Below are 25,028 nucleotides of genomic sequence, written 5' to 3' on the forward strand. Positions count from 1 at the left end.
GCAGCCGATCGGATGACGGAAGCTGTAATAGGATAAATGTATATGAATAGTGCTCTCTAAAAAATCGCGATCAGTGTTATAGCAACACTGAGAAAAGGATGGTTATTATGAGCCAAAAAAATCAAATGAGTCAATCTGTTATTGATGCATATTTATTGTTGAATCGTATGCGAGATAACGCCATTAAGTATGATAAAGGTAGTTACAAGCTTGAACGAATTGAACAAGCGCTGGATTATCTTCTACAAAAACCAGAAAAAGAAGGGGATCCCAAAGTAATTGTACGGGATTTAATGGGTAGTGCCGGTAAGAAGATTCGCGGTAGAATTAATCTTCTAAAGGAAAAAGCTGAGCTAGCCGGCTTAGACACACCTATTAAGCTTAAGGTTTCAGTTGATAATTCATTTGACCATAAGAAATTTGAGCTAATGGACGAATTGTATAATTCACAACTCAATAAAAGTGAAAAATCTATAATCAAAGATTTATACTTTGATTACAATACAGAAGAAATGGCAGCTCGTGATAATGTTCCAATAGGTACAATGAGAACTCGAGTGAGCAGAGCAAGGTTCAAATACGTCGCTGTATTAAAGTTGGCAATATGATTAAATACACAACTCGGTTATATAAGATGCTGCCTTGGCTAATTAGAGCACTAATACCTGAAGGATGCAAAGGAACTTATGTTCTGTACAGATATGAGCTTGGTGAAATCGTTCCAATATATATTGGTAGATCAGATACAGACTTACAGCGTAGATTATTAAATCATCCGTATTTGTATACAGCAGAATATTTTGAATACTACTCTTTCCAAACAGTAGAAAAAGCATTTCTATCAGAGTCGGCACTGTATCATTGCTTTCAAGACTCACTTTTAAATCAAATTCATCCAGCTACACCTGCACATTCGGATTTAATATGTCCCATCTGTAGACATAACTTCAATATGATTCGTAACGACCGAGTTAATATAATGTCTTAAGCCTAAAAGAACTCCTGCCAAATAAGCAGGAGTTCTTTTAACTGAGTCGAAACTTATATCCAATTATAGGGGGTTATTTATGGATATAAACTATATAAAATACCTGGATTACTCACATGAAGATGTTCATGACATTTTACTATCATTATTTCTTCTACAGTCATGGAAAGAAGTTTTTGTAGAGCCCTATAGAACTTTATAATGATTATGTCGCGTTCCTACACTTGTATAGAACGTTGTGGGACTCATGTGGCTCGCAATCGTAATGCATTGCTAGCGAGGATTTTCAGTTATATTGTCGAATTCAGTTAATGAGATTGTGATATTAATTATTATAAAATAATACAAATTTTGAAATATGAGAGGGCGTGATGGTATGAATCATTTTATTGTTTTTCAAAATGCAAGTTACGATGAAGAACGATCAGGCGGGTTTCTTTGGGCGCCAACTAAAAATAATGATGGTAGGACGTTTCACCATTGGACAGCAATGACTAATGTGAAAAAAGGCGATTTAATATTCAATAGTGTAGGTGGTCAGCTTTTGGATGTTATTACTGCACTTGAAGATTGTAAAGAGCAAGAGAAGCCAGTTGGCCTTGATAAAAACGAGCTTTGGAGAAACCATGGTTGGTATGTAAAAGGAAAATATGTTGGAGTCAATAATCCGATAAAATATAGTGACTATACAGAAGATATAAGCAATCTTCAGGCTCCAAGATACGCTCCTTTTAATATTAAGGGTGGTGGGAATCAAGGATACCTTTATCAGATCTCTCTGGAGTTTGCGAATTTCTTGTTAGATTTATTAGGTCTTACAAGACCTGGTGAGGAAGATATTATAATTGAGATTGAAAATGAGTTGCCTTCCAGTTTAGATCCAACCGAGAAAGAACAAATTGTGAAAACAAGAATAGGTCAGGGCCTATTTAAAACGAAGTTGTTGAAATTTGGATGTAAGTGTAGAATTTGCGGTATAAGCAACCCCGATTTTCTGATAGCCAGTCATACTAAGCCATGGAGGGTATCAAATAATCAAGAAAGACTAGATATCTATAATGGATTTTTGCTCTGTCCTGCTCACGATGCTCTTTTTGATAAAGGCTACATTAGTTTTGAAGATAACGGAGCGATTATAATTTCTGATGCTCTAGATGAGATAGGGAGAATCTTACTTAATGTACATATAAGTATGAAAATAGAGGTAATGGAACAACATGCGAAGTATTTAGCATTCCATAGGCAAGGTGTATTTAAGCATTAATCCCTTTAGTAAAAAAATTCAAAGCGAATAGCGACACAGGAGTGACCGGCAGCAGAAGTGAACCAAGCCACGCTATTTTGACGAGGATTGGGATAGGAACGAAATGTCGGATATCACAGCGGCAACACCATAACAAACAAAGCCCTGCTTGCCATTATGGTAGCAAGGCTTTTGTTTATAAATCGACTTCTTCCCATCCTGGTTGCAGTGACTCCAAATCTACTTCTTCGAGGGCTTCTGGTTCGATAATTAATAATAATGGTTCATGTATGTCAATCAACGCACCTATACGTTCGCTGATTCCAATAAAAGTGCCAATTGCTACAACTCTCCCGTACCTTCCTCCAAATCCGCTATTGTGATTCTCATCGATACGTACAGATTGCCCCGGCTTTAATTCTTCCCATTTCATATAGTCGGCACCCTCCCTTTCAACCGCAGGGCTTCCTCGCGTATACGGAGGCTATTCAGCCATGCATTGTCTTCTGTGGATACGGCCAGATTGAAAAGCTGCTGCAGCTTCAGGGTGTCCCAGCAATACCGTGCGTTGACTGCTAGGCATTGCATCAACTCTGGACCGTGGTCGGCTGTGAGTTTGCCTGCCTTGTGCAGATGGTATAGCTCCGCGAGTCTTACTTGTGCGGGCAGCATTAGCGCCGCCCCTGAGCTTTAATCAGCGCGACCACAGACAAGACCAGCGCCGCCCCGATAATGATCCAGGTGATTGTGTTCAGCATATCGCTTCCTCCTTCATATTAATGGGCCGTAGCCCCCTGATCACTTAAAGAAATCCATTGATAACGATTTCGACTGTTCGAGATTATAAAGTTAGTCTTCGGTTGCCCATATTTCACTTACACCGCCGAAACTCCAGATAACTACTGCTAATCTCGCCCGCGTATGCCCGCCGGCAGATTGTATCGTCCAAACCGTTTATGTTATGATTAGGTGGAGAGCAGGAGGTGCTACTCCTACTCTCCGGGAACCTATTTACGTTTGCCGCCACGGCTGCGTTTGGTTCCTTTTTCTTTTGTCTCCTTCGTCGCTTTCTTTAGTAGGACTAGTGCCGTTGCCAAGTTCACTATGGAGACTGCTAAGTTTGCCCAATCCTTCATATGCCCTGTTCACCTCCTTTCCATACCTTTATTATATACTGGTACCACTATAAAATCAAGGATATTTATACTGGTAACAGTATATTTTTTGTGGTATTCTGTAAAAAAGGAGGACAGGCTAATGGAACAGCAAGGCCAAGGAAAGGCATCAACCCGGGCGAAGGATAAATACAACGCTGCAAATTATGATCAAGTAAAGCTATGGGTAAAGAAGGGTGACAGGGAACGTATCGATGCCGCAGCCAAAGCGGTGGATATGAGCCGTAACGCCTTTATATTAGAAGCTATTGAAGAGAAGATAAAACGTGAGAATGCAAAGCCGCTGTAAGGATATCCCAGACGGCTCTTTTGTTGCTCGGAAAAATTCTTGTTTATCTGTAATCAATCCTACAATAGTATGAAGCACAATAAAGCCCTGCTGACCATTATAGTAGCAGGGCTTTTGTGGGTTTATACCTCGAATCCTTCCCACCCTGGAGGCAGCAGATCCTCCGGTGTGGGTTCTATACGTTCTGGCAGCTCACTAATGAGTAAAAGCTCGCCAATGTCGAGCAGGACAGTTTGCGTTCCTTTCGCTAGCATGAGACCGATCTTCTCAGTGTTGAAACCAGCTGTTATACGGAAACGAACACCAAGCGTTAATTCTTCAGTTTAAATAATTATCAGCCTCAAGGGAACCGTTCCTTGTTCTGTCCCCATGGGGACAAATTGGGGACGGAATGTACATATACCCGCCTCAACTAGCCCCAAGTTACCCTAAACGAAAGATAACAAGCCCCATATATAGCAACGATTATCCTAATTTACCTCAAGTCAGGGGATGACTGGAAACAAATTATTCTATAGTTTACATGAAAAGCGTTTCCCAAGCGAGGGTTCGATCTAATGTAAGGAGGGAATAACGACCTAGTCCGATAACACAGTTCTATCCACCTTGGCGAACCGGGGAGAAGAGTGGTAAACTGGATTTACAAACAAGGATAAGCTAGGGATGAATAAGAGGGGGAGGCCGACAATGTCCAGCAAGGAGTCGGAGATCTCCAAAGTAAAGCAACAATTACGAACGGAGAAGACCATCGCCCGAAACGAGCTGTCTTCGGACCAGAGAAGTAAACTATCATCTGAAGTCTGCCACTATGCATTGGAGTGGCTGGAGACGAAGGGTATAACTTCACTAATGGCCTATGTGTCTTTTCGTTCAGAGCTTGATACCCGCCCACTTATCACACAGGCGTGGAAAGATCAGCGTAAGGTGCTGTTGCCGCGTGTAATTCCAGCAAGTGGTGAAATGAGTGTCCACGCGGTGAATGCATGGAGCGATTTAGAGCCGGGGGCTTATGGAATCCATGAACCTATTGTCTCCAGCAGAGATTTATTAGAGATTGAAGAGATTAAGCTACCTGCTGTTGTGTTCGTACCAGGGCTAGCATTTGATCTTCAAGGCGGCAGGCTTGGCTACGGTCGAGGATACTATGACCGGCTACGTGCGTCTTGGGAGAAAGCCGGGTACGTTAGCGCACAGCCCCCGATATGGATCGGGTTAGCTTACGGCATGCAGTTGGTTCCAAGGGTGCCGATGGATGAGCATGATGCTTTAATGGACATGCTGATTACTGAAAATGGTATAGTGCACTGCCGAAAAGGAGAGTGAGCCATGGAATTGACCCATTTCAACGAGCAGGGAAGAGCTCGTATGGTGGATGTGAGTGAGAAGGAGATTACGAAGCGGACAGCTGTCGCGCGGAGTATGATCAAGATGGCTGCTGGAACGCTGAGCGCCATTAAGAGTGGCAAGATCAGCAAAGGTGATGTCCTTGCTGTTGCACAGATCGCCGGGATTATGGCGGCTAAGAAGACGTCAGACTGGATTCCGATGTGCCACCCGCTGCCACTTACCGGTATTGATATCAGCTTCTCCGATAACAGCGAAGATGAACTTTATATAGAAGCAACAGTCCGTACTACAGGAAAAACCGGAGTAGAGATGGAAGCCTTAACCGCTGTTTCTGCCTCAGCACTAACGGTGTACGACATGTGTAAGGCTATTCAGAAGGATATGATTATCGGACCGACGCTTCTGGTATCTAAGAGCGGGGGCAAGAACGGAGATTATGCGCTCGAATAAGTATCAGCTGCTTTTGTTCGAAGCGCTGAGGCGAGCAGGCTGAACTGTACAGCCAACTATACATATAGAGAGGAAGGACAAACCTATGGCGTGGAAGACAGCAATCCTAACGGCCAGTGATAAAGGGGCCAGGGGCGAACGGGAAGACACGAGCGCCCAGGTTATTCGGGAGCTGGTGGAAGAGGAACTAGGTGGCGAGATCATTGAATATCGAATCGTTCCCGATGAACAAGATGAGATTATCGCAGCCTTGATTGAACTGACGGACTATTTTCAGGCAGATTTGGTACTGACCACCGGAGGCACAGATCTGGCAATTCGTGATGTAACTCCGGACGCTACTCGGCGAGTAGTAGAACGGGAAGTGCCTGGGCTCTCAGAAGCCATGCGAAGCACAGTGATGCAAAAAAACCGTGCAGCTATGCTTTTTCGTGGGATATGCGGCATTCGCGGTCGCACGTTGATTGTCAATTTACCTGGAACGCCGAAGGGTGTTCATGAGAATCTGGCAGCTATTATGGATCAATTACCGGAAGCACTGCTCATGGTAACTGGCCAATACCGTCAATAACCCTTTGTCATCTTCTTGTCACGTCACAATGATAATCTATTTATAGAAGAAAGTGGATGTAACTGTGACATAAGTTATGGTATTATTAAATTAAAGTAAACGATACCATGAACGGACAGGTGGACAAGGAGGAATAATAATGTTTAGTGGAATTGGTACTCCTGGTATTATTTTGTTGGTCATACTGGCACTTCTGCTCTTTGGCCCAAATAAACTGCCAGAGCTAGGCCGTGCAGTTGGACGAACCTTCCGTGAATTTAAGGAAGGCGCGCGTGAAATCATCGGGGATAATGAACCGGTGAAGAAGAGCGAAGCTCCTGTGCCGACGGCCCCGCAAACGGTCGCTGCAGATATTCCTCAGGACAAACGCCTGCCGGAATAATAGAAGATCTTTCAATGGGGCATTCTCAGGAGTCTACTAGACTTGAGGAGACGCCCCTTTTTCTTTGCTTTCCGCAGCAACGGACACTGCTTTGAAGAAAGTTAGTGTTATCTTTTTTACTCTTGTCATGGGATGGTGTCTGGATGTCTCTGAAATCGGAAGAAATGTCGGTGGTGGATCATCTCACCGAGCTGCGCAAACGGATTATTTATGTGTTAGTCGTATTTGTCCTTGGATTAATTGGCGGTTTATTTTGTGCAAAGCCCATTTACGATTATTTGATTAGCACGGACCTGGCGCAAGGTTTTGTTCTGCATGCATTCTCATTCTGGGATGGCATTGGGATGTACATGAAGATCGCGATGGCCGTTTCGCTAGTGATTTCTGTCCCGTTTATTGCCTACCAGCTGTGGGCATTTATCAGTCCGGGCCTGCGGCCGGAGGAGCGAAGTGCGACACTTCGTTATGTTCCCTATGTGTTTGTTCTTTTCCTTATCGGTCTTTCTTTTGCTTATTATATTGTTTTTCCAATGGCACTTTCGTTCACGATCTCAATTACCAGAAGCATGGGACTGGAAGAGACCTACGGGATTGCACAGTATTTTAACTTCATGTTCAGCCTGGTATTGCCGCTGGCATTGCTGTTTGAACTTCCATTGCTGGTGATGTTTCTGACCAAACTAAGAGTACTCAACCCGCTACGCTTGCGTAAAATGCGTCGGTACGCCTATTTCACGCTTGTTTTTATTGCTGTAGTTATCACGCCCCCGGATTTTATCTCAGACTTTCTGGTGACGATTCCACTGCTCATTTTGTATGAGTTCAGTGTATTTTTATCTGCATTTGTCTATCGCAAGCAACTTGCTGCGGACGCGGCACGGGATGAACGGTATGTTCAGAAGCAGGAGTGAGGAGAGAGGCTGCCGCTAAGTAGATTTTCTACGAATGTGGCAGCTTTTTTGCTATAAGTTGATTTCATTAGTTGGATTGAATACACTTAGTAAGTAATTGTTATCGATCGATCAGGATCATTAGATGCAAAGGTCTAACCATTCTAGCAACGTTCATATCTATAAGGGGTGAGAGGAAAGCGCTGGAATCCTACGCATATTTTCAAAACCCGTGGATACAATGTAATAGAGTGTGTGCTTGGACAAGCATTGAAACGTATTTTTTTGCGAAAACTAATACGAATTTGTGTAAAAAGACTTGAAATCCGGGCTCAAGTTGAGTATCATAAAAATTGTTGTTAGCACTGCACGCTGTTGAGTGCTAACGCTCTTGAAAAATAGGAGATGGGCTGGAGATTAGCAGGGTTCCATTGATATTTTTCAAGAACATCACAGCATTCTAAGCTTGACCGGTAAGTTCTAAACTATGTTTTGAAGCAAAATAACATAATTTTAAAGGAGGCTATTTTTTCATGATCAAACCATTAGGTGAACGCGTATTGGTGCTACCGAGCGAGCAGGAGGAAACAACTTCATTCGGGATTGTGCTTCCGGACTCCTCGAAAGAAAAGCCACAAGAAGGAACTATTATTGCAGTAGGCAGCGGAGCTTTGAAAGATGGAGTACGTGTAGCGCTTGAAGTTAAAGAAGGCGACCGTGTTCTTTTCTCAAAATATGCAGGAACAGAAATCAAATATGAAGGTAAAGAATATTTGATTATGAAAGAAAGCGACATTCACGCGATTCTTGACTAAGCAAGAGTCGATCATAAGCTAAATCTAAACTACTTAAAGTAATATGATATACAAAAAATTCTAGGAGGTAATTACACAATGGCTAAAGAAATTAAATTCAGTGAAGAAGCTCGCCGTTCTATGCTTCGTGGTGTAGATGCTCTGGCAAACGCGGTAAAAGTTACACTTGGACCAAAAGGCCGCAACGTGGTGCTTGAGAAGAAATTTGGTAGCCCACTCATCACTAACGATGGTGTAACGATCGCTAAAGAAATCGAACTTGAAGATGCATTCGAGAACATGGGTGCTCAACTGGTTAAAGAAGTTGCTACTAAGACTAATGATGTAGCCGGTGACGGTACTACAACTGCAACGGTTCTGGCTCAAGCTATGATCCGCGAAGGTCTGAAGAACGTAACTGCTGGTGCTAACCCAATGGTTATCCGTAAAGGTATCGACAAAGCGGTTCGTGCAGCTGTTGAAGAATTGCAAAAAATCGCTAAGCCTATCGAAGATTCCCAAGCTATCGCTCAAGTAGCTGCTATCTCTGCTGCTGACGATGAAGTAGGTCAATTGATCGCTGAAGCTATGGAAAAAGTAGGTAAAGACGGTGTTATCACTGTTGAAGAATCCCGTGGATTCGCTACTGAGCTTGAAGTAGTAGAAGGTATGCAATTCGACCGTGGTTACATTTCCCCATACATGATTACTGATACAGATAAAATGGAAGCTGTTTTGGAGAATCCATACATCTTGATCACTGATAAAAAAATCAGCAGCACTCAAGAAATTCTTCCATTGCTTGAAAAAATCGTTCAACAAGCTAGACCGCTTGTTATTATCGCTGAAGATATCGAAGGCGAAGCACAAGCTATGCTGATCGTGAACAAACTGCGTGGAACATTCAACGCTGTTGCTGTTAAAGCTCCTGGCTTTGGCGACCGTCGTGAAGCTATGCTGCAAGATATCGCTGCCCTGACTGGTGGCCAAGTGATCACTGAGAAGCTCGGTCTTGATCTGAAGAGCACTTCCATTGAACAACTGGGTAACGCACGTCAAGTACGCGTAACTAAAGAAAACACAACAATCGTAGACGGAAGCGGCGACAAAGCGGACATCAATGCACGCGTAAGCCAAATCCGTGCTCAACTGGAAGAAACAACTTCCGAGTTCGACAAAGAGAAATTGCAAGAGCGTCTGGCTAAATTGGCTGGCGGCGTAGCCGTTGTCAAAGTTGGCGCTGCAACTGAAACTGAACTTAAAGAGCGCAAACTTCGCATCGAAGATGCCCTGAACGCAACTCGCGCAGCGGTTGAAGAAGGTATCGTATCCGGTGGGGGTACAGCTCTTGTGAACGTATATAACGCTGTTGCTGCTGTAGACGTAACTGGCGACGAGAAAACAGGCGTTAACATCGTGCTTCGCGCGTTGGAAGAGCCAATTCGCACCATCGCAGCTAACGCTGGTCAAGAAGGTTCCGTAATTGTGGACCGCTTGAAAAAAGAAGAAGTAGGTATCGGCTACAACGCTGCTACTGGTGAATGGGTGAACATGTTCGAAGCGGGTATCGTTGACCCTGCTAAAGTAACTCGTTCCGCGCTGCAAAATGCTGCATCCGTAGCGGCTATGTTCTTGACTACTGAAGCAGTTATCGCTGACAAGCCTGAGCCTGAAAAAGGCGGCGGCATGCCTGATATGGGCGGCATGGGTGGAATGGGCGGCATGATGTAAGAAAATCATTATCGAAGCAATTCGATGATGAGTTTCCTTGAGAGGAAACACCATTTGACCACATAGTACAAAAATGAGAGACCTTTCATAAGTTCATTGAACTTTTGAGAGGTCTCTCATTTTTTTGTGGGTATAATTTAATCTAATTCTTGCTCTAAAACAGTTTTTACTAAACGACGTACTTCATCAGTTGATCTTGTATCCATTAATTGATTTCTTAGTTCGCCTGCGCCTCTAAATCCACGAACATAGATTTTGAAAAAGCGAAGAAGTGGTTTAAATAAACGTGGCTCGAGTTCATTTGAATATTTATCGTGAAGATCCAACTGTAAAAGAAGTAAATTGAGAAAATCCTTCGCGCTGTGTTCTTTAGGTTCTTTTTCAAAGGCAAATGGATTGGTGAAAATGCCGCGGCCAATCATGACTCCATCAACGCCGTATTGTTCTACTAATTTTAATCCTGTTGCGCGGTCAGGAATATCTCCATTAATAGTTAACAACGTATTTGGAGCAATTTCATCGCGTAATTTTTTTATTTCAGGGATTAGTTCCCAGTGTGCCTCTACTTTACTCATCTCTTTTTTTGTACGAAGGTGAATGGAAAGGTTCGCAATATCTTGTTTCAATATATGTCCTAGCCAGTCGCGCCACTCGTCAATATCAGAGTATCCTAATCTTGTTTTAACACTAACCGGCAATCCACCTGCTTTTGCTGCTTGAATAATTTCTGCTGCAACTTCAGGATGTTTTATTAATCCAGCACCTTTTCCATTCGATGCGACGTTTTGTGCTGGGCACCCCATGTTTAAATCGATACCACGAAAACCAAGTTTTTTCATATCAATGCTCATCTGTTCAAAAAATACGGGTTTATCACCCCAAATATGAGCGACAATCGGTTGCTCATCTTCTGTGAACGTTAATCGACCACGTACACTGTCTTTTCCTACAGGGTGACAATAGCTTTCTGTATTTGTGAATTCTGTGAAAAATACGTCGGGTTTCGCTGCTTCACTAACGACGTGCCGAAATACAACATCTGTGACATCTTCCATGGGCGCTAATATAAAAAACGGCTTCGGTAAATCAAGCCAAAAGTTTTGTTCGTTACTCATATTATCTCCTCTTGTTGTAATATATAAAAACGATATAAGGATAGCAAAGTCCTATACCCATCATACATAGTATCATTTTTTTTCGTTTGATGCACAGAATCAATGATATGAGAATGTTCATCCACGGCTATTTGTTTATAATCTGTTTATTGATACTTGTTATAATCCTGTAGATGAAAAGTTTGTAATATAAAGTCGAATCGTGTTAACGAATCGATTATAGACAAACGACATAACGCATCCAAAGAACAGGGGGATAAGCAAGTGAACAAAAAGCAATGGATAAGCTCTATATTGGCTGCTGCTGTATTATCAAGCCCTATCATTATGCCGACCAAAGGATCGGCAGCGGCTTCCTTTATTGATATTGATGGCTCATATGCAAAGAAAGCGATTGTTGAGCTATTCGATCAGGGGATAGTGACTGGTGTCGGAGAGAGTAAGTTCTATCCTACGTCGAATATTACAAGGCAGGATTTTGCAATTATTTTAGCAAAGACATTAAAGCTGGATGTTTCAAACCCTCCTGCACTGCCAACCTTTCTGGACGTTCCCACAAGCAACTACGCATACAGCTATGTAGAGGCAGCTGTCAAAGCCGGATTGATTAAGGGTACAGGCAGTAATCTTTTCGGTACGGGGCAAAATTTATCACGTCAGGATATGGTCGTCATGTTCGTGAGAGCATTGGGGGTCAATCCTACGGGTAAAGCTGGAACTTTGCAATTTGCTGATAGTAGCCAAATTGCTGATTATTCCAAAGATTTTATAGCTGCTGCTGTGGAATATGGATTGATTACCGGATATAATAATCTTTTTAATCCTGATGCCAAAGTAGATCGTCAGGCCGTAGCTCTAGTAGCCTCTAAGTTTCTGAAGTTTAAGGAGAACGGAAACACTGAGCAGCCCGCCTCCACCCCAACTGCTCAACCGAGTAAAGAGCCGGTAACAGTGCCTACTCCTGTTGTTGGAGGATCTTCCCCTTCGCAAAGTGAGCATAGCAGCAATTCAGATACAAATGCACCTATGGTTGAAAGTACCAAGTTCGAGGCGATCGACAACTACAACGGGACACAAGATCAGCTTCGCGGGTTAGCGGGAGCCATTGGCGAGCAAGGAGCAGCGGTACAAGCCTACCTGTGGACGGATGCGAATGAGAACGGTGAAGTAGATGCCGATGAGTTAGGAACAGCCATCGCATTAGGCACCAGCGAAGCAGACGGATCTGTGAGTGCGGCCAATATTGGGGATCTGAACGCAGGAACGTATCGTTTCGTGATTACCGCTAAGGATTCATCCAATAATGAATCAGCGAAGAACGCTGCACATGCGGTTACGGTGACCTTAAGCAAAAACGAAGTTCCGGATACGAGTGCACCAGTAGTGGACGCAACTAAGTTCGAGGCGATCGATAACTACAACGGGACACAAGATCAGCTTCGCGGGTTAGCGGGAGCCATTGGCGAGCAAGGAGCAGCGGTACAAGCCTACCTGTGGACGGATGCGAATGAGAACGGTGAAGTAGATGCCGATGAGTTAGGAACAGCCATCGCATTAGGCACCAGTGGAGCAGACGGATCTGTGAGTGCGGCCGATATTGGGGATCTGAACGCAGGAACGTATCGTTTCGTGATTACCGCTAAGGATTCATCCAATAATGAATCAGCGAAGAACGCTGCCCATGCGGTTACGGTGACCTTAAGCAAAAACGAAGTTCCGGATACGACTGCACCGGTAGTGGACGCAACTAAGTTCGAGGCGATCGATAACTACAACGGGACACAAGATCAGCTTCGCGGGTTAGCGGGAGCCATTGGCGAGCAAGGAGCAGCGGTACAAGCCTACCTGTGGACGGATGCGAATGAGAACGGTGAAGTAGATGCCGATGAGTTAGGAACAGCCATCGCATTAGGCACCAGCGAAGCAGACGGATCTGTGAGTGCGGCCAATATTGGGGATCTGAACGCAGGAACGTATCGTTTCGTGATTACCGCTAAGGATTCATCCAATAATGAATCAGCGAAGAACGCTGCACATGCGGTTACGGTGACCTTAAGCAAAAACGAAGTTCCGGATACGAGTGCACCAGTAGTGGACGCAACTAAGTTCGAGGCGATCGATAACTACAACGGGACACAAGATCAGCTTGGCGGGTTAGCGGGAGCCATCGGCGAGCAAGGAGCAGCAGTACAAGCCTACCTGTGGACGGATGCGAATGAGAACGGTGAAGTAGATGCCGATGAGTTAGGAACAGCCATCGCATTAGGCACCAGTGAAGCAGACGGATCTGTGAGTGCGGCCGATATTGGGGATCTGAACGCAGGAACGTATCGTTTCGTGATTACCGCTAAGGATTCATCCAATAATGAATCAGCGAAGAACGCTGCCCATGCCGTTACGGTGACCTTAAGCAAAAACGAAGTTCCGGATACGAGTGCACCGGTAGTGGACGCAGCCAAGTTCGAGGCGATCGACAACTACAACGGGACACAAGATCAGCTTCGCGGGTTAGCGGGAGCTATTGGCGAGCAAGGAGCAGCGGTACAAGCCTACCTGTGGACGGATGCGAATGAGAACGGTGAAGTAGATGCCGATGAGTTAGGAACAGCCCTCGCATTAGGCACTAGTGCAGCAGACGGATCTGTGAGTGCGGCCAATATTGGGGATCTGAACGCAGGAACGTATCGTTTCGTGATTACCGCTAAGGATTCATCCAATAATGAATCAGCGAAGAACGCTGCCCATGCGGTTACGGTGACCTTAAGCAAAAACGAAGTTCCGGATACGAGTGCACCAGTAGTGGACGCAACTAAGTTCGAAGCGATCGACAACTACAACGGGACACAAGATCAGCTTCGCGGGTTAGCGGGAGCCATCGGGGAGCAAGGAGCAGCGGTACAAGCCTACCTGTGGACGGATGCGAATGAGAACGGTGAAGTAGATGCCGACGAATTAGGAACAGCCCTCGCATTAGGCACTAGTGCAGCAGACGGAGCTGTGAGTGCGGCCAATATTGGGGATCTGAACGCAGGAACGTATCGTTTCGTGATTACCGCTAAGGATTCATCCAATAATGAATCAACGAAGAACGCTGTACATGCGGTTACGATTGAGCTTGTTAATGGTGTTCTGACCACACCTACGGTTACTAGCTCTATATATGGCTTTGACGGAGGCGGCGGTTCAAAAACAAAACAACTGATAACGGGTTCTACACAATCGCGCATTCGCTTCGACTTTTTCTCCGGAGAAAGCTTTACGAATGCTGAAATTCAGGTAACGCTGGAAGGCATTACCTTTACCACAAACGACTATTATACCATTAGTGGATGGACACATCCGACGAGTGATCAAATTAGCAATAATGGGCATACGTTAACTTTCACAGGAAGTAACATAGGTGTTTCGGATATCGCTTTTGAACTTCATAATAAAGTGATGCCGGCACCCGGGACCTATCTCATTAAGTTCAAAGCAGATGCGGATGGACCTGGAACAGCCAGATCTTATTCCGAGGAACAAGTCATTACCTTAATTATTTTGCCACCGGCTTAAACTAGAAGCTTCTCATGAGTTCTTTGAACTTGTGGGAAGCTTCTTTTTTATGAAAAATAGGATTGCTCAATATAGTCTAAATGAGTATTATGAGTAAGGTATGTTCATATAAAAATAGAGATAAACAGGATGGAGAGCACCATGAAAACAACACGTCAGAACGCATTGATTTTCTCGTTTACTTTTATGGCTTTTATTCTGGGTACGACAGAGTATATTATTGTTGGTTTACTCTCTGAAATATCCTCAAGCCTCGGAGTTACGCTTGCGACAGCCGGGGGATTGGTATCTGGCTTCGCGATTTCTTATGCCATTGGCACACCAATTATGATGTCCTTGTGCAGCCGTGTTCCGAAACGGATTACGATTCTTGTATCACTTGTATTGATTTTACTGCTAAATTTGTGGAGTGCTGTAACTGGAACTTACAGTATGCTGCTGGTGACTAGAATAGTTACTGCCATACTATGTGGCTTTGTTCTTTCTGTAGCCATTACGGTAGCGAATGAAGCGGTTGATCAGGAGAAGAGAGGCAAAGCGATTGCTACAATTTTGAGTGGTTTTGCTATTGCGAATGTTTTTGGTGTGCCGATCGGTACTTTCGTCGGGCAGTTTTTTAATTGGCCAGCAGCGTTTGTTCTGAATGGGATATTAGCTGGAGTTGCCATAGTCCTAAATTATATCTATATTCCACGCCAATTACCGAAACCTGTGCCTAGCTCACTCAAGGATCAGATCGGACTGCTCACAAACGGCCGCATTATTCTTGCATTTCTCATTCCGGTTACGGCAGTGGGAGCCGTATTTGTGATGTACACTTACATTACGCCTATTCTGGAGCAAGTCATGAACGTTCCTAAAAGCTCGGTTAGCGGTGTGCTGTTTGTATACGGAATTGCCACGATTGTCAGCAACTGGATTGGTGGCAAGGTTGCGACCGGGAATGCGGTTAGTAAGCTGAGATTCGTGTTCCTTATCCAAGCTGTGGTCTATGTTATCTTTAGTATGACCGCATCTGTTTCCATTCTAGGAATGATTGTGCTAATGGCTCTAGCCATGATGTCGAGTATTGTGAGCGCCCCTGCGCAGCTCTATTTGATTGACTTAGCTAAGCAGTTCTCACCAAAAACGAAGGATCTTGCTGCCTCATTGAATCCAGTAGCCTCAAACCTGGGAATTGCAGGCGGGTCCGCGATCGGTGGAGTGGTTGCCGGGCATGGAGGATTAATCTCTCTTCCTGTAGCTGCTGCCATCCTGGCGATATTGGCCTGTGTGATTACGTTGATATGTTATAAGATGGATCATCAAAGCCAAGCAGCGGTCATCACTCAGCATCATAACTTAACCTAATGAGATGATATAAAATATCCCGGCTTCATACGAGTTCATTGAACTTGTGTGGAGCCTTTTTTATATGGAAAGCTTCAAAGCGTTGACTTCCTACAGATTCAGTGCTAAACTTATCTTAAGTTAAAGATATTTAAAGTGAAGATAAAAAACTCGATGCTATCCACCAAAGAGCTTGTACAGTAGAAAAAGATCTTTTTTTTAAGTGATATCTTAACATTAAGATAATTAAACTAAACCTTTTTGTTCTTGGGAATTATATTAGGAGTCAAAATCAACTAAACATTAGGAGTGTATAACAATGAGAAACTTAAAAGGGATTCACCACGTTACAGCCATCACAAGCAGCGCAGAGAAAAATTACGAGTTTTTTACTTACGTGTTAGGTATGCGTCTAGTGAAGAAAACAGTTAATCAAGATGATATTCAGACGTATCATTTGTTTTTTGCAGATGATAAGGGCAGCGCCGGAACAGATATGACCTTCTTTGATTTTCCTAACATCCCTAAAGGGGTTCATGGAACTAACGAGATTGCGAAAACATCCTTCCGGGTACCAACAGATGCTTCATTAGACTACTGGGTTAAGCGTTTTGATCGGCTTGCAGTGAAGCATACCGGCATTAAAGAGCAATTCGGCAAAAAGACATTATCCTTCGTAGATTTCGATGATCAACAGTATCAACTTATTTCAGATGAATTGAATAAAGGTGTCGTATCAGGTACACCGTGGCAAAAAGGACCTATCCCTTTGGAGTATGCAATAACTGGCTTGGGACCGATCTTTGTACGAATTGCTGATTTCAACTACTTCAAAGAAGTATTGGAGAAAGTGATGTTGTTTAAAGAAATTGCTCAGGAAGAGACGTATCATTTATTTGAAGTTGGCGAAGGCGGAAACGGTGCACAAATTATTGTAGAGCATAATGAGTTCTTACCGAATTCACGCCAAGGTTTAGGGACTGTTCACCATGCTGCTTTCCGTGTAGAGGATCGTGCGATGCTGGACGAGTGGACAGAGCGTTTTGAAGGCTTTGGATTCCAAACTTCAGGATATGTAGATCGTCACTTCTTCGAGTCGTTGTATACACGTGTTGCACCACAAATATTGTTTGAGCTTGCCACTGACGGGCCAGGATTTATGGGAGATGAGGAATATGAGACCGTTGGCGAGAAGCTTTCTTTGCCACCTTTCTTGGAACCTAAACGTGAGCAAATTGAGAAGTTAGTCCGTCCTATTGATACCGTTAGAAGTACGATCGACTTTGTGAAAGAGTGAAGAAGGGGCTGAGGAAATTGATTTCAATTGATCCAAAGCACAACAGTGAACGGGAAAATTACAAATTATTAATTGGCACTATTATTCCTAGGCCAATAGCCTTTGTCACAACACAATCAGAAGAGGGTCTCTTAAATGGTGCACCTTTTAGCTATTTTAATATCGTTTCGTCCAATCCTCCAATGGTTTCATTGGCTATTCAAAGACCGGCAGGTCGTTTAAAAGATACAGCCCGTAATATTTACGATAATCAACAGTTTGTTGTGCATATTGTAGATGAGGAGAATGTTGCGAAGATCAATCAGACTGCAGCCACATTACCTGCTTCTGAAAGTGAAATTGAATTGGCGAATCTTACACCGATTCAAAGTACAAGTGTAGCTGTGCCTGGCGTTTTGGAAGCGAAGGTGCGGATGGAGTGCAAGCTTGTTCAAGCAATTCCTCTAGGGGGCGAAGAACCTGGGAGTGACTTGTTTATTGGCGAAATTGTTCAATTCCATATCGATGAATCGATCTATCAGGAAGGGCATATTGACCCGAGAGTTCTAAACGCTGTGAGCCGTTTGGCGGGAAATAATTACGCAACCCTTGGAGAGATTTTTACAATAGATAGGCCGGAATAAGCAACTATAGAATAGACCTGCTAGTAAGCAATGAAGCCTACTTAGCAGGTCTTTTTGTGTACCGAAGCTACAGCTCGTCCGCAACCCCCAACAAAGCAATCCCTAGAATCACAACGATAATAACGGCATATTGTGCCTTGCTTAGTTTTTCTTTGAGGAAGATTCGCGATAATATTACGGAAAAAATGCTGTATGAAGCAATAAGTGGTGCCGCGATAATCGCGTTGCTGGACATAGCAAATACGTAGAAGAATTGTCCGGTCGTTTCCAGAATGGCTGCGAAGCCCTTATCCCGTTCTTTAAATAGGTTGAACTTTACCTTTTCAAAAAATTTCAGGTATGTAAAAGACAAGATGGCACATATAAAGAAGGTGTATTCATACGCGAGCAGAGCTGCTTTTTCACTAATCAGACTAAGTTCATCCAAATAAATAGCATCGGCAAAGGTGCCAAGTCCATCGATTAGGCAGTATAGGATTGGAAAAATGATGGCGATCACGCCAATCTGATATTTTTTATCAATCTGTGTGGCGCTCTTTTGAAGCGCTTGGTGTTCTGCTTTCTTTTCCAAGATGGCGATCCCGATAATGCCCAAGGTGATAACGGCAACACCAACGATTTCAAGCGCCCCTAGCTCATGGGTGAAAAAGATAAATAATAATATCGTCGTTACAGCGCCAGATGAATTTTGTACGGGGGAGGCAATGGATAACTCAATATATCTGAGTCCAATATAACCAACTGCCATCGACAGGATATAGAGTGCAGACACAGGGAAATATCGGATTAAGTCCATAGGATCAAAGGTTAATCCTTGAATGAGCATATAAGCTGTTGCGTGAATACCCATGACTATCCCCACGATAATGACAATCTTAATATGGCTATACCGATCCTGACTATCGGTCCCCTTTTTATAAAATAAGTCAGCCCCTCCCCAAGCGAAGGCTGTTAATAATGCAAACATAAACCACATAATCATTGCTCCTTGCTGTAGATTAAAATCCCCGCCGATTATACCAGATTAGATTCTACACAGGGTGCTCATTTCGTCACACATAAAAAATACACCCTCTAGAATCGACCGGACAAACCAAAGGTTTATCAAATGTCTATTCTAAAGGGTGTACTTCATAACATAACAGAGGGGTAAGGCGTTATCTTAACGTAGAGTTTTCAATGCGCCACTCCAAGCCAAGACTTGATCCAGCATCCCATTAAGATTGGTAAGATGCAGATCCGCTGGTTTAAACACAGTTCCGTTCTCGAAATCAGTGAACAGTGACAATGCAGGGTGTACACGAACGTCTGCTACAGATAGTTCTCCCAAGATTCCGCGTAGATGTTCAGCTGCACGAGCGCCCCCTACGGAACCATAACTTACGATACCTGCTGCTTTATTATTCCAAGCTTCACGGGCATAATCGAGCGCATTTTTCAGTGATGCAGAAATACTGTGGTTATATTCTTGTACGATAAATACGAAACCGTCTAGTGTAGCGAGTTTAGTGTTCCATGCTGTTGCTTGTTCAGTTGCATCAGCCTCACCCAATAGTGGAAGCTTGAAATCTGCAATATCTATGATCTCATAATTAGCATCCCCGCGTGCATCCGCAATCTTTTTAACCCATTCTCCTACTTGCGGGCTTAAACGACCTTGACGAGTACTTCCGAGAATAATACCGATGTTTAATTTTGACATTGTTTGTTCCTCCTCAATTTTTGTTCTACCAAATAGTTTGTCTAGAAATCCCATGAAGTACACAACCTTTAAAAATTATTTATCTCAAGAGTAGTAAACTCTGGTTGTCTTTAAGTTAAGTATCTTTAAGATGAGATAATAATACCGCACATAGTGTGCTTTGTCAAGCAACTTTATAATAGTTAGTTTATAGCTTTGCTTCACCTTTACAAAATTAGTTGTTAGGAATATAATTGTTTAAGCAACTATTAAAACAGTGTTAATTGAGAAGGGATACGATCATGACGACAAAGCATAACCAATCCGAGCTTACGTTAGGATTTATGATGGGCACGACTTATCGTAAATTAAGCATGTTATTTCAAAGTGGGCTGAAAGAACATGATATAACACCGGAGCAATGGTCAGTCCTTTTTCATATTGACAGAACGGAAGGTTTGATTCAGAAGGACATTGCTAAGCGCTCTGGTAAGGATAAGCCAACTACAACGCGAATTCTGGATCATTTGGAAGGAAAGGGACTGATCTACAAAAGAACCGGTGAGAACGATCGGCGTTCTTTTAAAGTCTATATTACAGAAAAAGGAAGGTCTCTGGTGAAGGAAACCGTTCCTATTGAAGATAAGGTGACAGAAGAGATTATGAACTGTATTTCTAGTAAGGAATATGAGTTGCTCATGGAATTGCTGCTAAGAATAAACAATCATGTAGATCAAATAACAGATGGAGAGTAGGAAGGCAAGTTATGTTAGAACAACAAGAACTACGTACGAAATTATGGACCAAATCTTTTATTGCTTTAACGATTAGTGCTTTATTTTTATTTATGAATTTACAGATGTTGTTATCTTCATTTCCGTCTTACGTAAAAAGCGAATTTCAGGCCGGAGATATCATGGTCAGCCTCGTTACCAGCGTCTTTGCATTAACTGCGATCGCCTCACGTTTTATGACCGCTTTTCTGATGCGGAAGGTTAGTCGCAATGTATTATTATATATTGGCTTAGCAATTGCCGCCGCTATTACCGGCCTTTATGTTGTAGCAGATTCTATCGGATCACTGCTGCTGATGCGTGTGGGCTATGGGATTGGATTCGGGATTGCCAGCACGATTATCCCAACGATTGTTTCACAGATTATTCCAAGCAAAAGAATGGGTGAAGGGATAGGTTATTTCGGTTTATCCACCAGCCTGGCGATGTCGATCGGTCCAATGATTGGCTTGAATGTGATGAAACAATCAGGTTTTGGAACACTGGCTATGATCGGTATGGTAACTTTACTTCTTGCTTTTCCAGTACTTTTATTTTCTCGTTCACTTCCAGCGCAACCGAAAAAAAAGCCTACCCCAACTCAAAGCGAATCCACCAAACCTCTCAAGGTTCCGTTTAATACAAAGTTAGTATTGCCTGCCATTCTAAATGTCATGTTGGCAATTACCTACGGGGGATTGCTAAGCTTTATCGCTTTATTCGGCGAATCAGTTCATCTGGAGCAAGTGGGTTTGTTCTTTTTATTTAATGCGGTTACGATCATCATTATAAGACCTATCTCCGGCAGATTATTTGATAAAAGAGGACCAGCTTCTGTCCTAATCCCGGCGGCGGTTTGCGTCGTTGCAAGCTTAACTGTGCTTTCTTATACTACCTCTATGCCAATGCTCATCGTTTCTGCACTGCTATATGGACTTGGCTTCGGCGCTATTCAGCCAACGATCCAGGCTTGGATGCTTCGCACCTCAACTCCAGCACAATATGGTATGGCCAACAGTATGTTCTATAACTCAACGGATTTGGGTGTAGCCAGCGGAGCCATTATTCTGGGGGCAATCTCGGCAGCAACTGATTATGGGATAATGTATCGTTATTCGGCTGGGTTTATGGTGTTGTTCCTTATCGTGTATGTGGGAATTCAGATTAACAAGGCTAGAGTGAATCCATCAACCTTAAGTCAATAGGGTTCGGAGATTAAGCCAATCTTTATCTGCTATTCATATTATTTTAAGCTAAGAGGGTTATAGTAATCACATAACCCCCTTATAATATAGACTTTGACCCTGCCGGACGTTGGCAGGGTCCTTTTTTTGTGTATGAAGAGAAGAAGTACATTATGTCGATGCACTTTTCTGGCAGGATGGATTATGCTTAGAAGAATAGGAATCGAAGGGGGAGAGATTTGCGGATGAATATGACATGGAACTTAGATAGTTTATATCCTTCCTTTGAATCGGAGCAGTTAAAAAGGGATCGCAAGCTACTGGACCAGCATATACAAGATTTAAAGCGGTGGGCTGAGCACCATTTGAAAGTAAAAGACGTTACAGCCATGTCTGTGGAGGGCTTTTTAAGAATTTATAATGATTATAAAAGCATATATGTATGCTTGTTAGCTTATGCAGAGTTAACACTCAGCGCAGATCGTGGCTCCGAGGAAGCCATGAATCTTGCTGATGATATTGAGGAGGCCAATTCAGAAATCATCGGGGTAGTTGTGGCTTTTAAGCGCTGGTTTAGCACTTGTGATCATATGGCTGAGCTTATCGTTAGCTCACCTTATCTAATGGAGCATCAATTTTATTTGCGAGAACTCCTGTTACAATCCCGCTATGAGTTAAGCGAAGAACTTGAAATGGCCATAGCCAAAATGCAGAGTACAGGATCCAAAGCATGGAGCAGACTGTATATGGAGAGGACTTCAAGTGCACTTGCAGATCTAGTGGTAGATGGGGAAACTAGACAAGTGACACTTGCGGAGCTAAGAAGTATGGCTTATGAGAATAATGCCAGCTTAAGAAAAGCTGCTTATGAAGCGGAGGCAGAAGCCTGTAGTCGTATTGCTGAGGTCTGCGCAGCCAGCTTAAATGGCATTAGTGGTGAGGCGCTGACGATTTATGGCATGCGGGGTTATCAATCTTCTTTGGAAAAAGTGTTAATCGCTTCGAGAATGGACAGTGAGACTTTAGCCGCTATGCTCACTGCTCTTCGGGAGAGCCTGCCAGCCTTTCATACCTATTATCAAAAGAAAGCCGAGCTGCTGGGACATCCGGCAAAGCTGCCTTTTTACGATATTTTTGCACCAGTCGGTGTAGAAAACGGGAAAATTACATACGCTAACGCCAAAGATACAATCTTCTCGAGCTTCGCAACCTTTAGTGAGGAACTGTCTTGTTTTGCTCAGAAGGCTTTTGATCAGCAATGGATTGATGCAGAACCTAGATCAGGCAAAGGGGGGTATGGACTTTGCATTGATATTTTCCCGATTGGCGAGAGCAGAATTATGACCCAGTTCACCGGAAATGCCATAGATATTAGTATCCTTGCCCATGAGCTCGGCCATGCCTATCATAGCTCCTGTCTGGCTAATGAAACGATGCTGAATACGGATTACCCGATTCCGATTGCTGAAACGGCTTCGATTTTTTGTGAGACGATAGTGAACCATGCCATAATTACAAATTCAACGGAGAAGGAAGCTCTGCTTATTCTGGAGAGAAGTATTTCTGATGCCGGTTATTATCTTGTAGACTTTTATGCCCGTTATTTATTTGAGATCAAATTATATGAGAGAAGAGCATTAGGCCCGCTGTCTGTTCAAGAGCTAAATGAATTGATGATTGCCTGTATGGTGGAAGCCTATGGTGAGGGCATTGACCCGGGTACAATCCATCCGTACATGTGGATGAACAAAGCTGGATATTTTATGGCTAGTAATGAATTTTTGAATTTTCCGTATTCCTTTGGTTTGTTATTCTCTAAAGGGCTGTACGCGGAATATTTAAAGAGGGGCGAAGAGTTCGCCCCTAAGTATCGCCAGTTCCTTAGGGATACCAGCAAACATAATATTGTTGATGTAGCAAAAACAATGGATCTAGATGTTCACTCCGTCGACTTCTGGAGAAGTGCGTTGAAGCTGATAGAGAGCGATATTGGGGTGTTCATCGCTAAAGCCTAAACAACTCTCCAATTATGGTCACAGGTAGCTTCAATTTGGCCATGCTTTTCAATGTAGTCCGTGACAATTTCAGATATGTCGATCATAATTTCTTGAACAATCGGTTTACCCTTATACATCTCATAATCTCCGCCACCGCTGGCTCTATAATTGTTCATAACAACCTCATATTCTTTAGAGTCCTCTATAGGCTGACCTTGGTACAGCAGATGGAGGACTCTTTCGCCTGCAGGTCTAGCGATATCAAGCTCGTATTGTATTCCTTCCCACATATCATAATTGTAATGCTGCGGTTTAGGCTCGATGTAGGCGGGGTTAACGATTATTATTCCGTTCTCGTCTTGTTGGAAATAGTTAGCGGTTTGTTCTAAGGCCTCTCTAATATCTTGTCCTGTCAGTCTTAGGACGGTTAAGGTGTTGGGATAAATGAAGTTCGATAAAATGTCTCTGCGTGTGATGGTTTCGCTGAAACCCTTGCAATCGTTACTGAGTAAGGCTGCTGTAGAAATATCTATGCCAGTAGCCTCCATTTGTACCTTATTCATAAATTCTATAAAAGGGTGGTCAGCTAAGCGGCATTCATCAGCACTGGAAATAGACAGGTCCCCGATAACCGTTCCTATTCTCTCATCCAGCCAAGTTTGTGTTTCTGATTCAAGAGTACTGCTCAGCTCTAGGATTATTTCATCTGCAGCTGTTGTCTCATTAACGTTAAGGAGCTCGGCATGTTTACGCTGAATCTTCCAGTGTGTATTTTCTTTTTGGAAAATAACCGAGATTTTACCGAGGGAAAGTCCATTACAACCAGGTTGTATGATTGTAACACCGTTCAACTCCCCAGCTATGGAGCGGTGCTGATGTCCGGTAATTAGCACATCTATGCCCTCTACCTCTGTACACATGGCGTAGGCTTGATTCTCCCCCGTTAGTCTTTCTACAGGTTCTCCACTGCTTAGATCGCGTTCGAATCCGCCGTGGTAAGCTACAACGAGCAGATCAGGCTGCTCTTCTGCCCGTATAATGGCACACCAATGTTTTACAGTCTCTAGCGAATCCTCAAATTGAAGCCCTTCAATATGGCTAGGGTTCTCCCAGTGGGGGATGTAATGCGTCGTAACCCCTAGAACGGCTACTTTGATTTTATCTACCCATTTGATGATATAGGGTTTACCAAAGGCGGGTTGATTTGTCGTGTTATCTATAATTCCAGCTGATAACCAAGGAAAGCAGGAATCCTGAACGGCTTTATTCAGCAGAGTTTTGCCAAAATTGAATTCATGGTTGCCAATAATTGCAGCGTCATATTTCAATTCATTTAGTGCAGCTATGCCCGGATTCAGCTCATTACTATAATGTGTAGCTGCATAATAAGTTAACGGTGTGCCTTGAATAAGATCACCGTTATCTATAAGGATCAGCTCAGGAGTATGGGATCTTTCTTGTTTAATGAGGGTAGCAATTGTTGCTAAGCCTGCTGGTCGTTTCTCCCCCGTGCGGTAATCGACGGGCCCAAAATGTCCATGTAGATCACTTGTTACGAGGATTTCACAGGTTATTGAATTCTCTTTATTCATAGGTAGCTCCTCCTGATAATAA

At 43.3% G+C, this 25,028-nt stretch carries 24 protein-coding genes; 17 read left to right on the top strand and 7 right to left on the bottom strand.

Annotation, left to right across the window (positions count from 1 at the left end; all coding sequences use genetic code 11):
* The first annotated feature begins 107 nt into the window (after positions 1 to 107).
* Together MKY54_RS05475 and MKY54_RS05480 are read left to right on the top strand one after the other, a co-directional pair.
* The gene (locus MKY54_RS05475; protein ID WP_339189854.1) at positions 108 to 608 is read left to right on the top strand and encodes a hypothetical protein; all 501 of its coding nucleotides are present in this window, start codon (positions 108 to 110) and stop codon (positions 606 to 608) included.
* 756 nt (positions 609 to 1,364) lie between these two features.
* Positions 1,365 to 2,252 carry an HNH endonuclease gene (locus tag MKY54_RS05480; RefSeq protein WP_339189856.1) on the top strand — a complete coding sequence of 296 codons (888 nt, stop codon included), beginning with the start codon at positions 1,365 to 1,367 and terminating at the stop codon, positions 2,250 to 2,252.
* 175 nt (positions 2,253 to 2,427) lie between these two features.
* Here MKY54_RS05480 and MKY54_RS05485 read toward each other — a convergent pair whose 3' ends face one another.
* Together MKY54_RS05485 and MKY54_RS05490 are read right to left on the bottom strand one after the other, a co-directional pair.
* Positions 2,428 to 2,664, bottom strand: coding sequence for a hypothetical protein (locus tag MKY54_RS05485; protein WP_339189857.1), 237 nt, complete (start codon positions 2,662 to 2,664; stop codon positions 2,428 to 2,430).
* A 574-nt stretch (positions 2,665 to 3,238) separates the two neighbouring features.
* The gene (locus MKY54_RS05490) at positions 3,239 to 3,367 is read right to left on the bottom strand and encodes a hypothetical protein (RefSeq protein ID WP_339189858.1); all 129 of its coding nucleotides are present in this window, start codon (positions 3,365 to 3,367) and stop codon (positions 3,239 to 3,241) included.
* Positions 3,368 to 3,488: 121 nt separating this feature from the next.
* On the opposite strand from MKY54_RS05490, the gene MKY54_RS05495 reads away from it, so the two are divergent.
* Positions 3,489 to 3,695, top strand: coding sequence for a transcriptional regulator (locus MKY54_RS05495; RefSeq protein WP_339189860.1), 207 nt, complete (start codon positions 3,489 to 3,491; stop codon positions 3,693 to 3,695).
* Between the two features lie 122 nt (positions 3,696 to 3,817).
* Here MKY54_RS05495 and MKY54_RS05500 read toward each other — a convergent pair whose 3' ends face one another.
* Positions 3,818 to 3,949, bottom strand: a complete 132-nt coding sequence (locus MKY54_RS05500) for a hypothetical protein (protein ID WP_339189862.1) — start codon at positions 3,947 to 3,949, stop codon at positions 3,818 to 3,820.
* Positions 3,950 to 4,382: 433 nt separating this feature from the next.
* On the opposite strand from MKY54_RS05500, the gene MKY54_RS05505 reads away from it, so the two are divergent.
* The 7 genes from MKY54_RS05505 to groL all read left to right on the top strand — a co-directional run bounded on the left by MKY54_RS05505 (position 4,383) and on the right by groL (position 9,860).
* Positions 4,383 to 5,018 carry a 5-formyltetrahydrofolate cyclo-ligase gene (locus tag MKY54_RS05505; protein WP_076129225.1) on the top strand — a complete coding sequence of 212 codons (636 nt, stop codon included), beginning with the start codon at positions 4,383 to 4,385 and terminating at the stop codon, positions 5,016 to 5,018.
* Between the two features lie 3 nt (positions 5,019 to 5,021).
* Complete coding sequence (gene moaC, locus MKY54_RS05510) at positions 5,022 to 5,492, top strand: cyclic pyranopterin monophosphate synthase MoaC (RefSeq protein WP_076129224.1); 471 nt, start codon at positions 5,022 to 5,024, stop codon at positions 5,490 to 5,492.
* An 85-nt stretch (positions 5,493 to 5,577) separates the two neighbouring features.
* The gene (locus tag MKY54_RS05515) at positions 5,578 to 6,063 is read left to right on the top strand and encodes a MogA/MoaB family molybdenum cofactor biosynthesis protein (protein WP_036676512.1); all 486 of its coding nucleotides are present in this window, start codon (positions 5,578 to 5,580) and stop codon (positions 6,061 to 6,063) included.
* Positions 6,064 to 6,202: 139 nt separating this feature from the next.
* The gene (locus MKY54_RS05520; protein WP_036676510.1) at positions 6,203 to 6,445 is read left to right on the top strand and encodes a twin-arginine translocase TatA/TatE family subunit; all 243 of its coding nucleotides are present in this window, start codon (positions 6,203 to 6,205) and stop codon (positions 6,443 to 6,445) included.
* Between the two features lie 143 nt (positions 6,446 to 6,588).
* Positions 6,589 to 7,356, top strand: coding sequence for a twin-arginine translocase subunit TatC (tatC, locus tag MKY54_RS05525; RefSeq protein ID WP_076129223.1), 768 nt, complete (start codon positions 6,589 to 6,591; stop codon positions 7,354 to 7,356).
* A gap of 512 nt (positions 7,357 to 7,868) precedes the next feature.
* Positions 7,869 to 8,150 (top strand): co-chaperone GroES, encoded by a 282-nt coding sequence (gene groES / locus MKY54_RS05530; RefSeq protein WP_036676506.1) that lies wholly within the window; start codon positions 7,869 to 7,871, stop codon positions 8,148 to 8,150.
* Positions 8,151 to 8,228: 78 nt separating this feature from the next.
* A complete protein-coding gene (gene groL, locus MKY54_RS05535) occupies positions 8,229 to 9,860 on the top strand; it encodes a chaperonin GroEL (RefSeq protein WP_076129222.1) in 1,632 nt (543 codons plus the stop codon).
* A gap of 137 nt (positions 9,861 to 9,997) precedes the next feature.
* Here the strand turns inward: groL and MKY54_RS05540 are convergent, their stop codons facing one another.
* Positions 9,998 to 10,975 carry a tRNA-dihydrouridine synthase gene (locus MKY54_RS05540; protein WP_076129221.1) on the bottom strand — a complete coding sequence of 326 codons (978 nt, stop codon included), beginning with the start codon at positions 10,973 to 10,975 and terminating at the stop codon, positions 9,998 to 10,000.
* 264 nt (positions 10,976 to 11,239) lie between these two features.
* Here MKY54_RS05540 and MKY54_RS05545 point away from each other — a divergent pair, with 264 nt between their 5' ends.
* The 4 genes from MKY54_RS05545 to MKY54_RS05560 all read left to right on the top strand — a co-directional run bounded on the left by MKY54_RS05545 (position 11,240) and on the right by MKY54_RS05560 (position 17,779).
* Positions 11,240 to 14,530, top strand: a complete 3,291-nt coding sequence (locus tag MKY54_RS05545; RefSeq protein ID WP_339189863.1) for an S-layer homology domain-containing protein — start codon at positions 11,240 to 11,242, stop codon at positions 14,528 to 14,530.
* A gap of 141 nt (positions 14,531 to 14,671) precedes the next feature.
* Positions 14,672 to 15,880, top strand: coding sequence for an MFS transporter (locus MKY54_RS05550; protein ID WP_036676501.1), 1,209 nt, complete (start codon positions 14,672 to 14,674; stop codon positions 15,878 to 15,880).
* A 298-nt stretch (positions 15,881 to 16,178) separates the two neighbouring features.
* Positions 16,179 to 17,156 carry a ring-cleaving dioxygenase gene (locus tag MKY54_RS05555; protein WP_076130617.1) on the top strand — a complete coding sequence of 326 codons (978 nt, stop codon included), beginning with the start codon at positions 16,179 to 16,181 and terminating at the stop codon, positions 17,154 to 17,156.
* A gap of 17 nt (positions 17,157 to 17,173) precedes the next feature.
* Positions 17,174 to 17,779 carry a flavin reductase family protein gene (locus MKY54_RS05560; protein ID WP_038568951.1) on the top strand — a complete coding sequence of 202 codons (606 nt, stop codon included), beginning with the start codon at positions 17,174 to 17,176 and terminating at the stop codon, positions 17,777 to 17,779.
* A 67-nt stretch (positions 17,780 to 17,846) separates the two neighbouring features.
* Here MKY54_RS05560 and MKY54_RS05565 read toward each other — a convergent pair whose 3' ends face one another.
* Together MKY54_RS05565 and MKY54_RS05570 are read right to left on the bottom strand one after the other, a co-directional pair.
* The gene (locus MKY54_RS05565) at positions 17,847 to 18,755 is read right to left on the bottom strand and encodes a DMT family transporter (protein ID WP_339189866.1); all 909 of its coding nucleotides are present in this window, start codon (positions 18,753 to 18,755) and stop codon (positions 17,847 to 17,849) included.
* A 186-nt stretch (positions 18,756 to 18,941) separates the two neighbouring features.
* Positions 18,942 to 19,481 carry an NADPH-dependent FMN reductase gene (locus MKY54_RS05570; protein ID WP_036676495.1) on the bottom strand — a complete coding sequence of 180 codons (540 nt, stop codon included), beginning with the start codon at positions 19,479 to 19,481 and terminating at the stop codon, positions 18,942 to 18,944.
* 281 nt (positions 19,482 to 19,762) lie between these two features.
* Between MKY54_RS05570 and MKY54_RS05575 the strand changes: the two genes are divergently transcribed.
* The 3 genes from MKY54_RS05575 (at position 19,763) to MKY54_RS05585 (ending at position 23,432) form a co-directional block, all read left to right on the top strand.
* Complete coding sequence (locus MKY54_RS05575) at positions 19,763 to 20,215, top strand: MarR family transcriptional regulator (protein WP_036676493.1); 453 nt, start codon at positions 19,763 to 19,765, stop codon at positions 20,213 to 20,215.
* A gap of 11 nt (positions 20,216 to 20,226) precedes the next feature.
* On the top strand, positions 20,227 to 21,438 hold the full coding sequence (locus tag MKY54_RS05580; RefSeq protein WP_076130619.1) for an MFS transporter: 1,212 nt from the start codon (positions 20,227 to 20,229) through the stop codon (positions 21,436 to 21,438).
* A 224-nt stretch (positions 21,439 to 21,662) separates the two neighbouring features.
* Positions 21,663 to 23,432 carry a M3 family oligoendopeptidase gene (locus MKY54_RS05585; RefSeq protein ID WP_339189868.1) on the top strand — a complete coding sequence of 590 codons (1,770 nt, stop codon included), beginning with the start codon at positions 21,663 to 21,665 and terminating at the stop codon, positions 23,430 to 23,432.
* Here MKY54_RS05585 and MKY54_RS05590 read toward each other — a convergent pair.
* Positions 23,429 to 25,006, bottom strand: coding sequence for a bifunctional UDP-sugar hydrolase/5'-nucleotidase (locus tag MKY54_RS05590; protein ID WP_076305591.1), 1,578 nt, complete (start codon positions 25,004 to 25,006; stop codon positions 23,429 to 23,431). The genes MKY54_RS05585 and MKY54_RS05590 overlap by 4 nt on opposite strands.
* Between the last annotated feature and the right edge of the window lie 22 nt (positions 25,007 to 25,028).

Origin of the sequence: Paenibacillus sp. FSL P2-0121 (genome assembly GCF_037975345.1) — a bacterium.
In the GTDB taxonomy this organism is placed as follows: Bacteria; Bacillota; Bacilli; order Paenibacillales; family Paenibacillaceae; genus Paenibacillus_AQ; species Paenibacillus_AQ odorifer.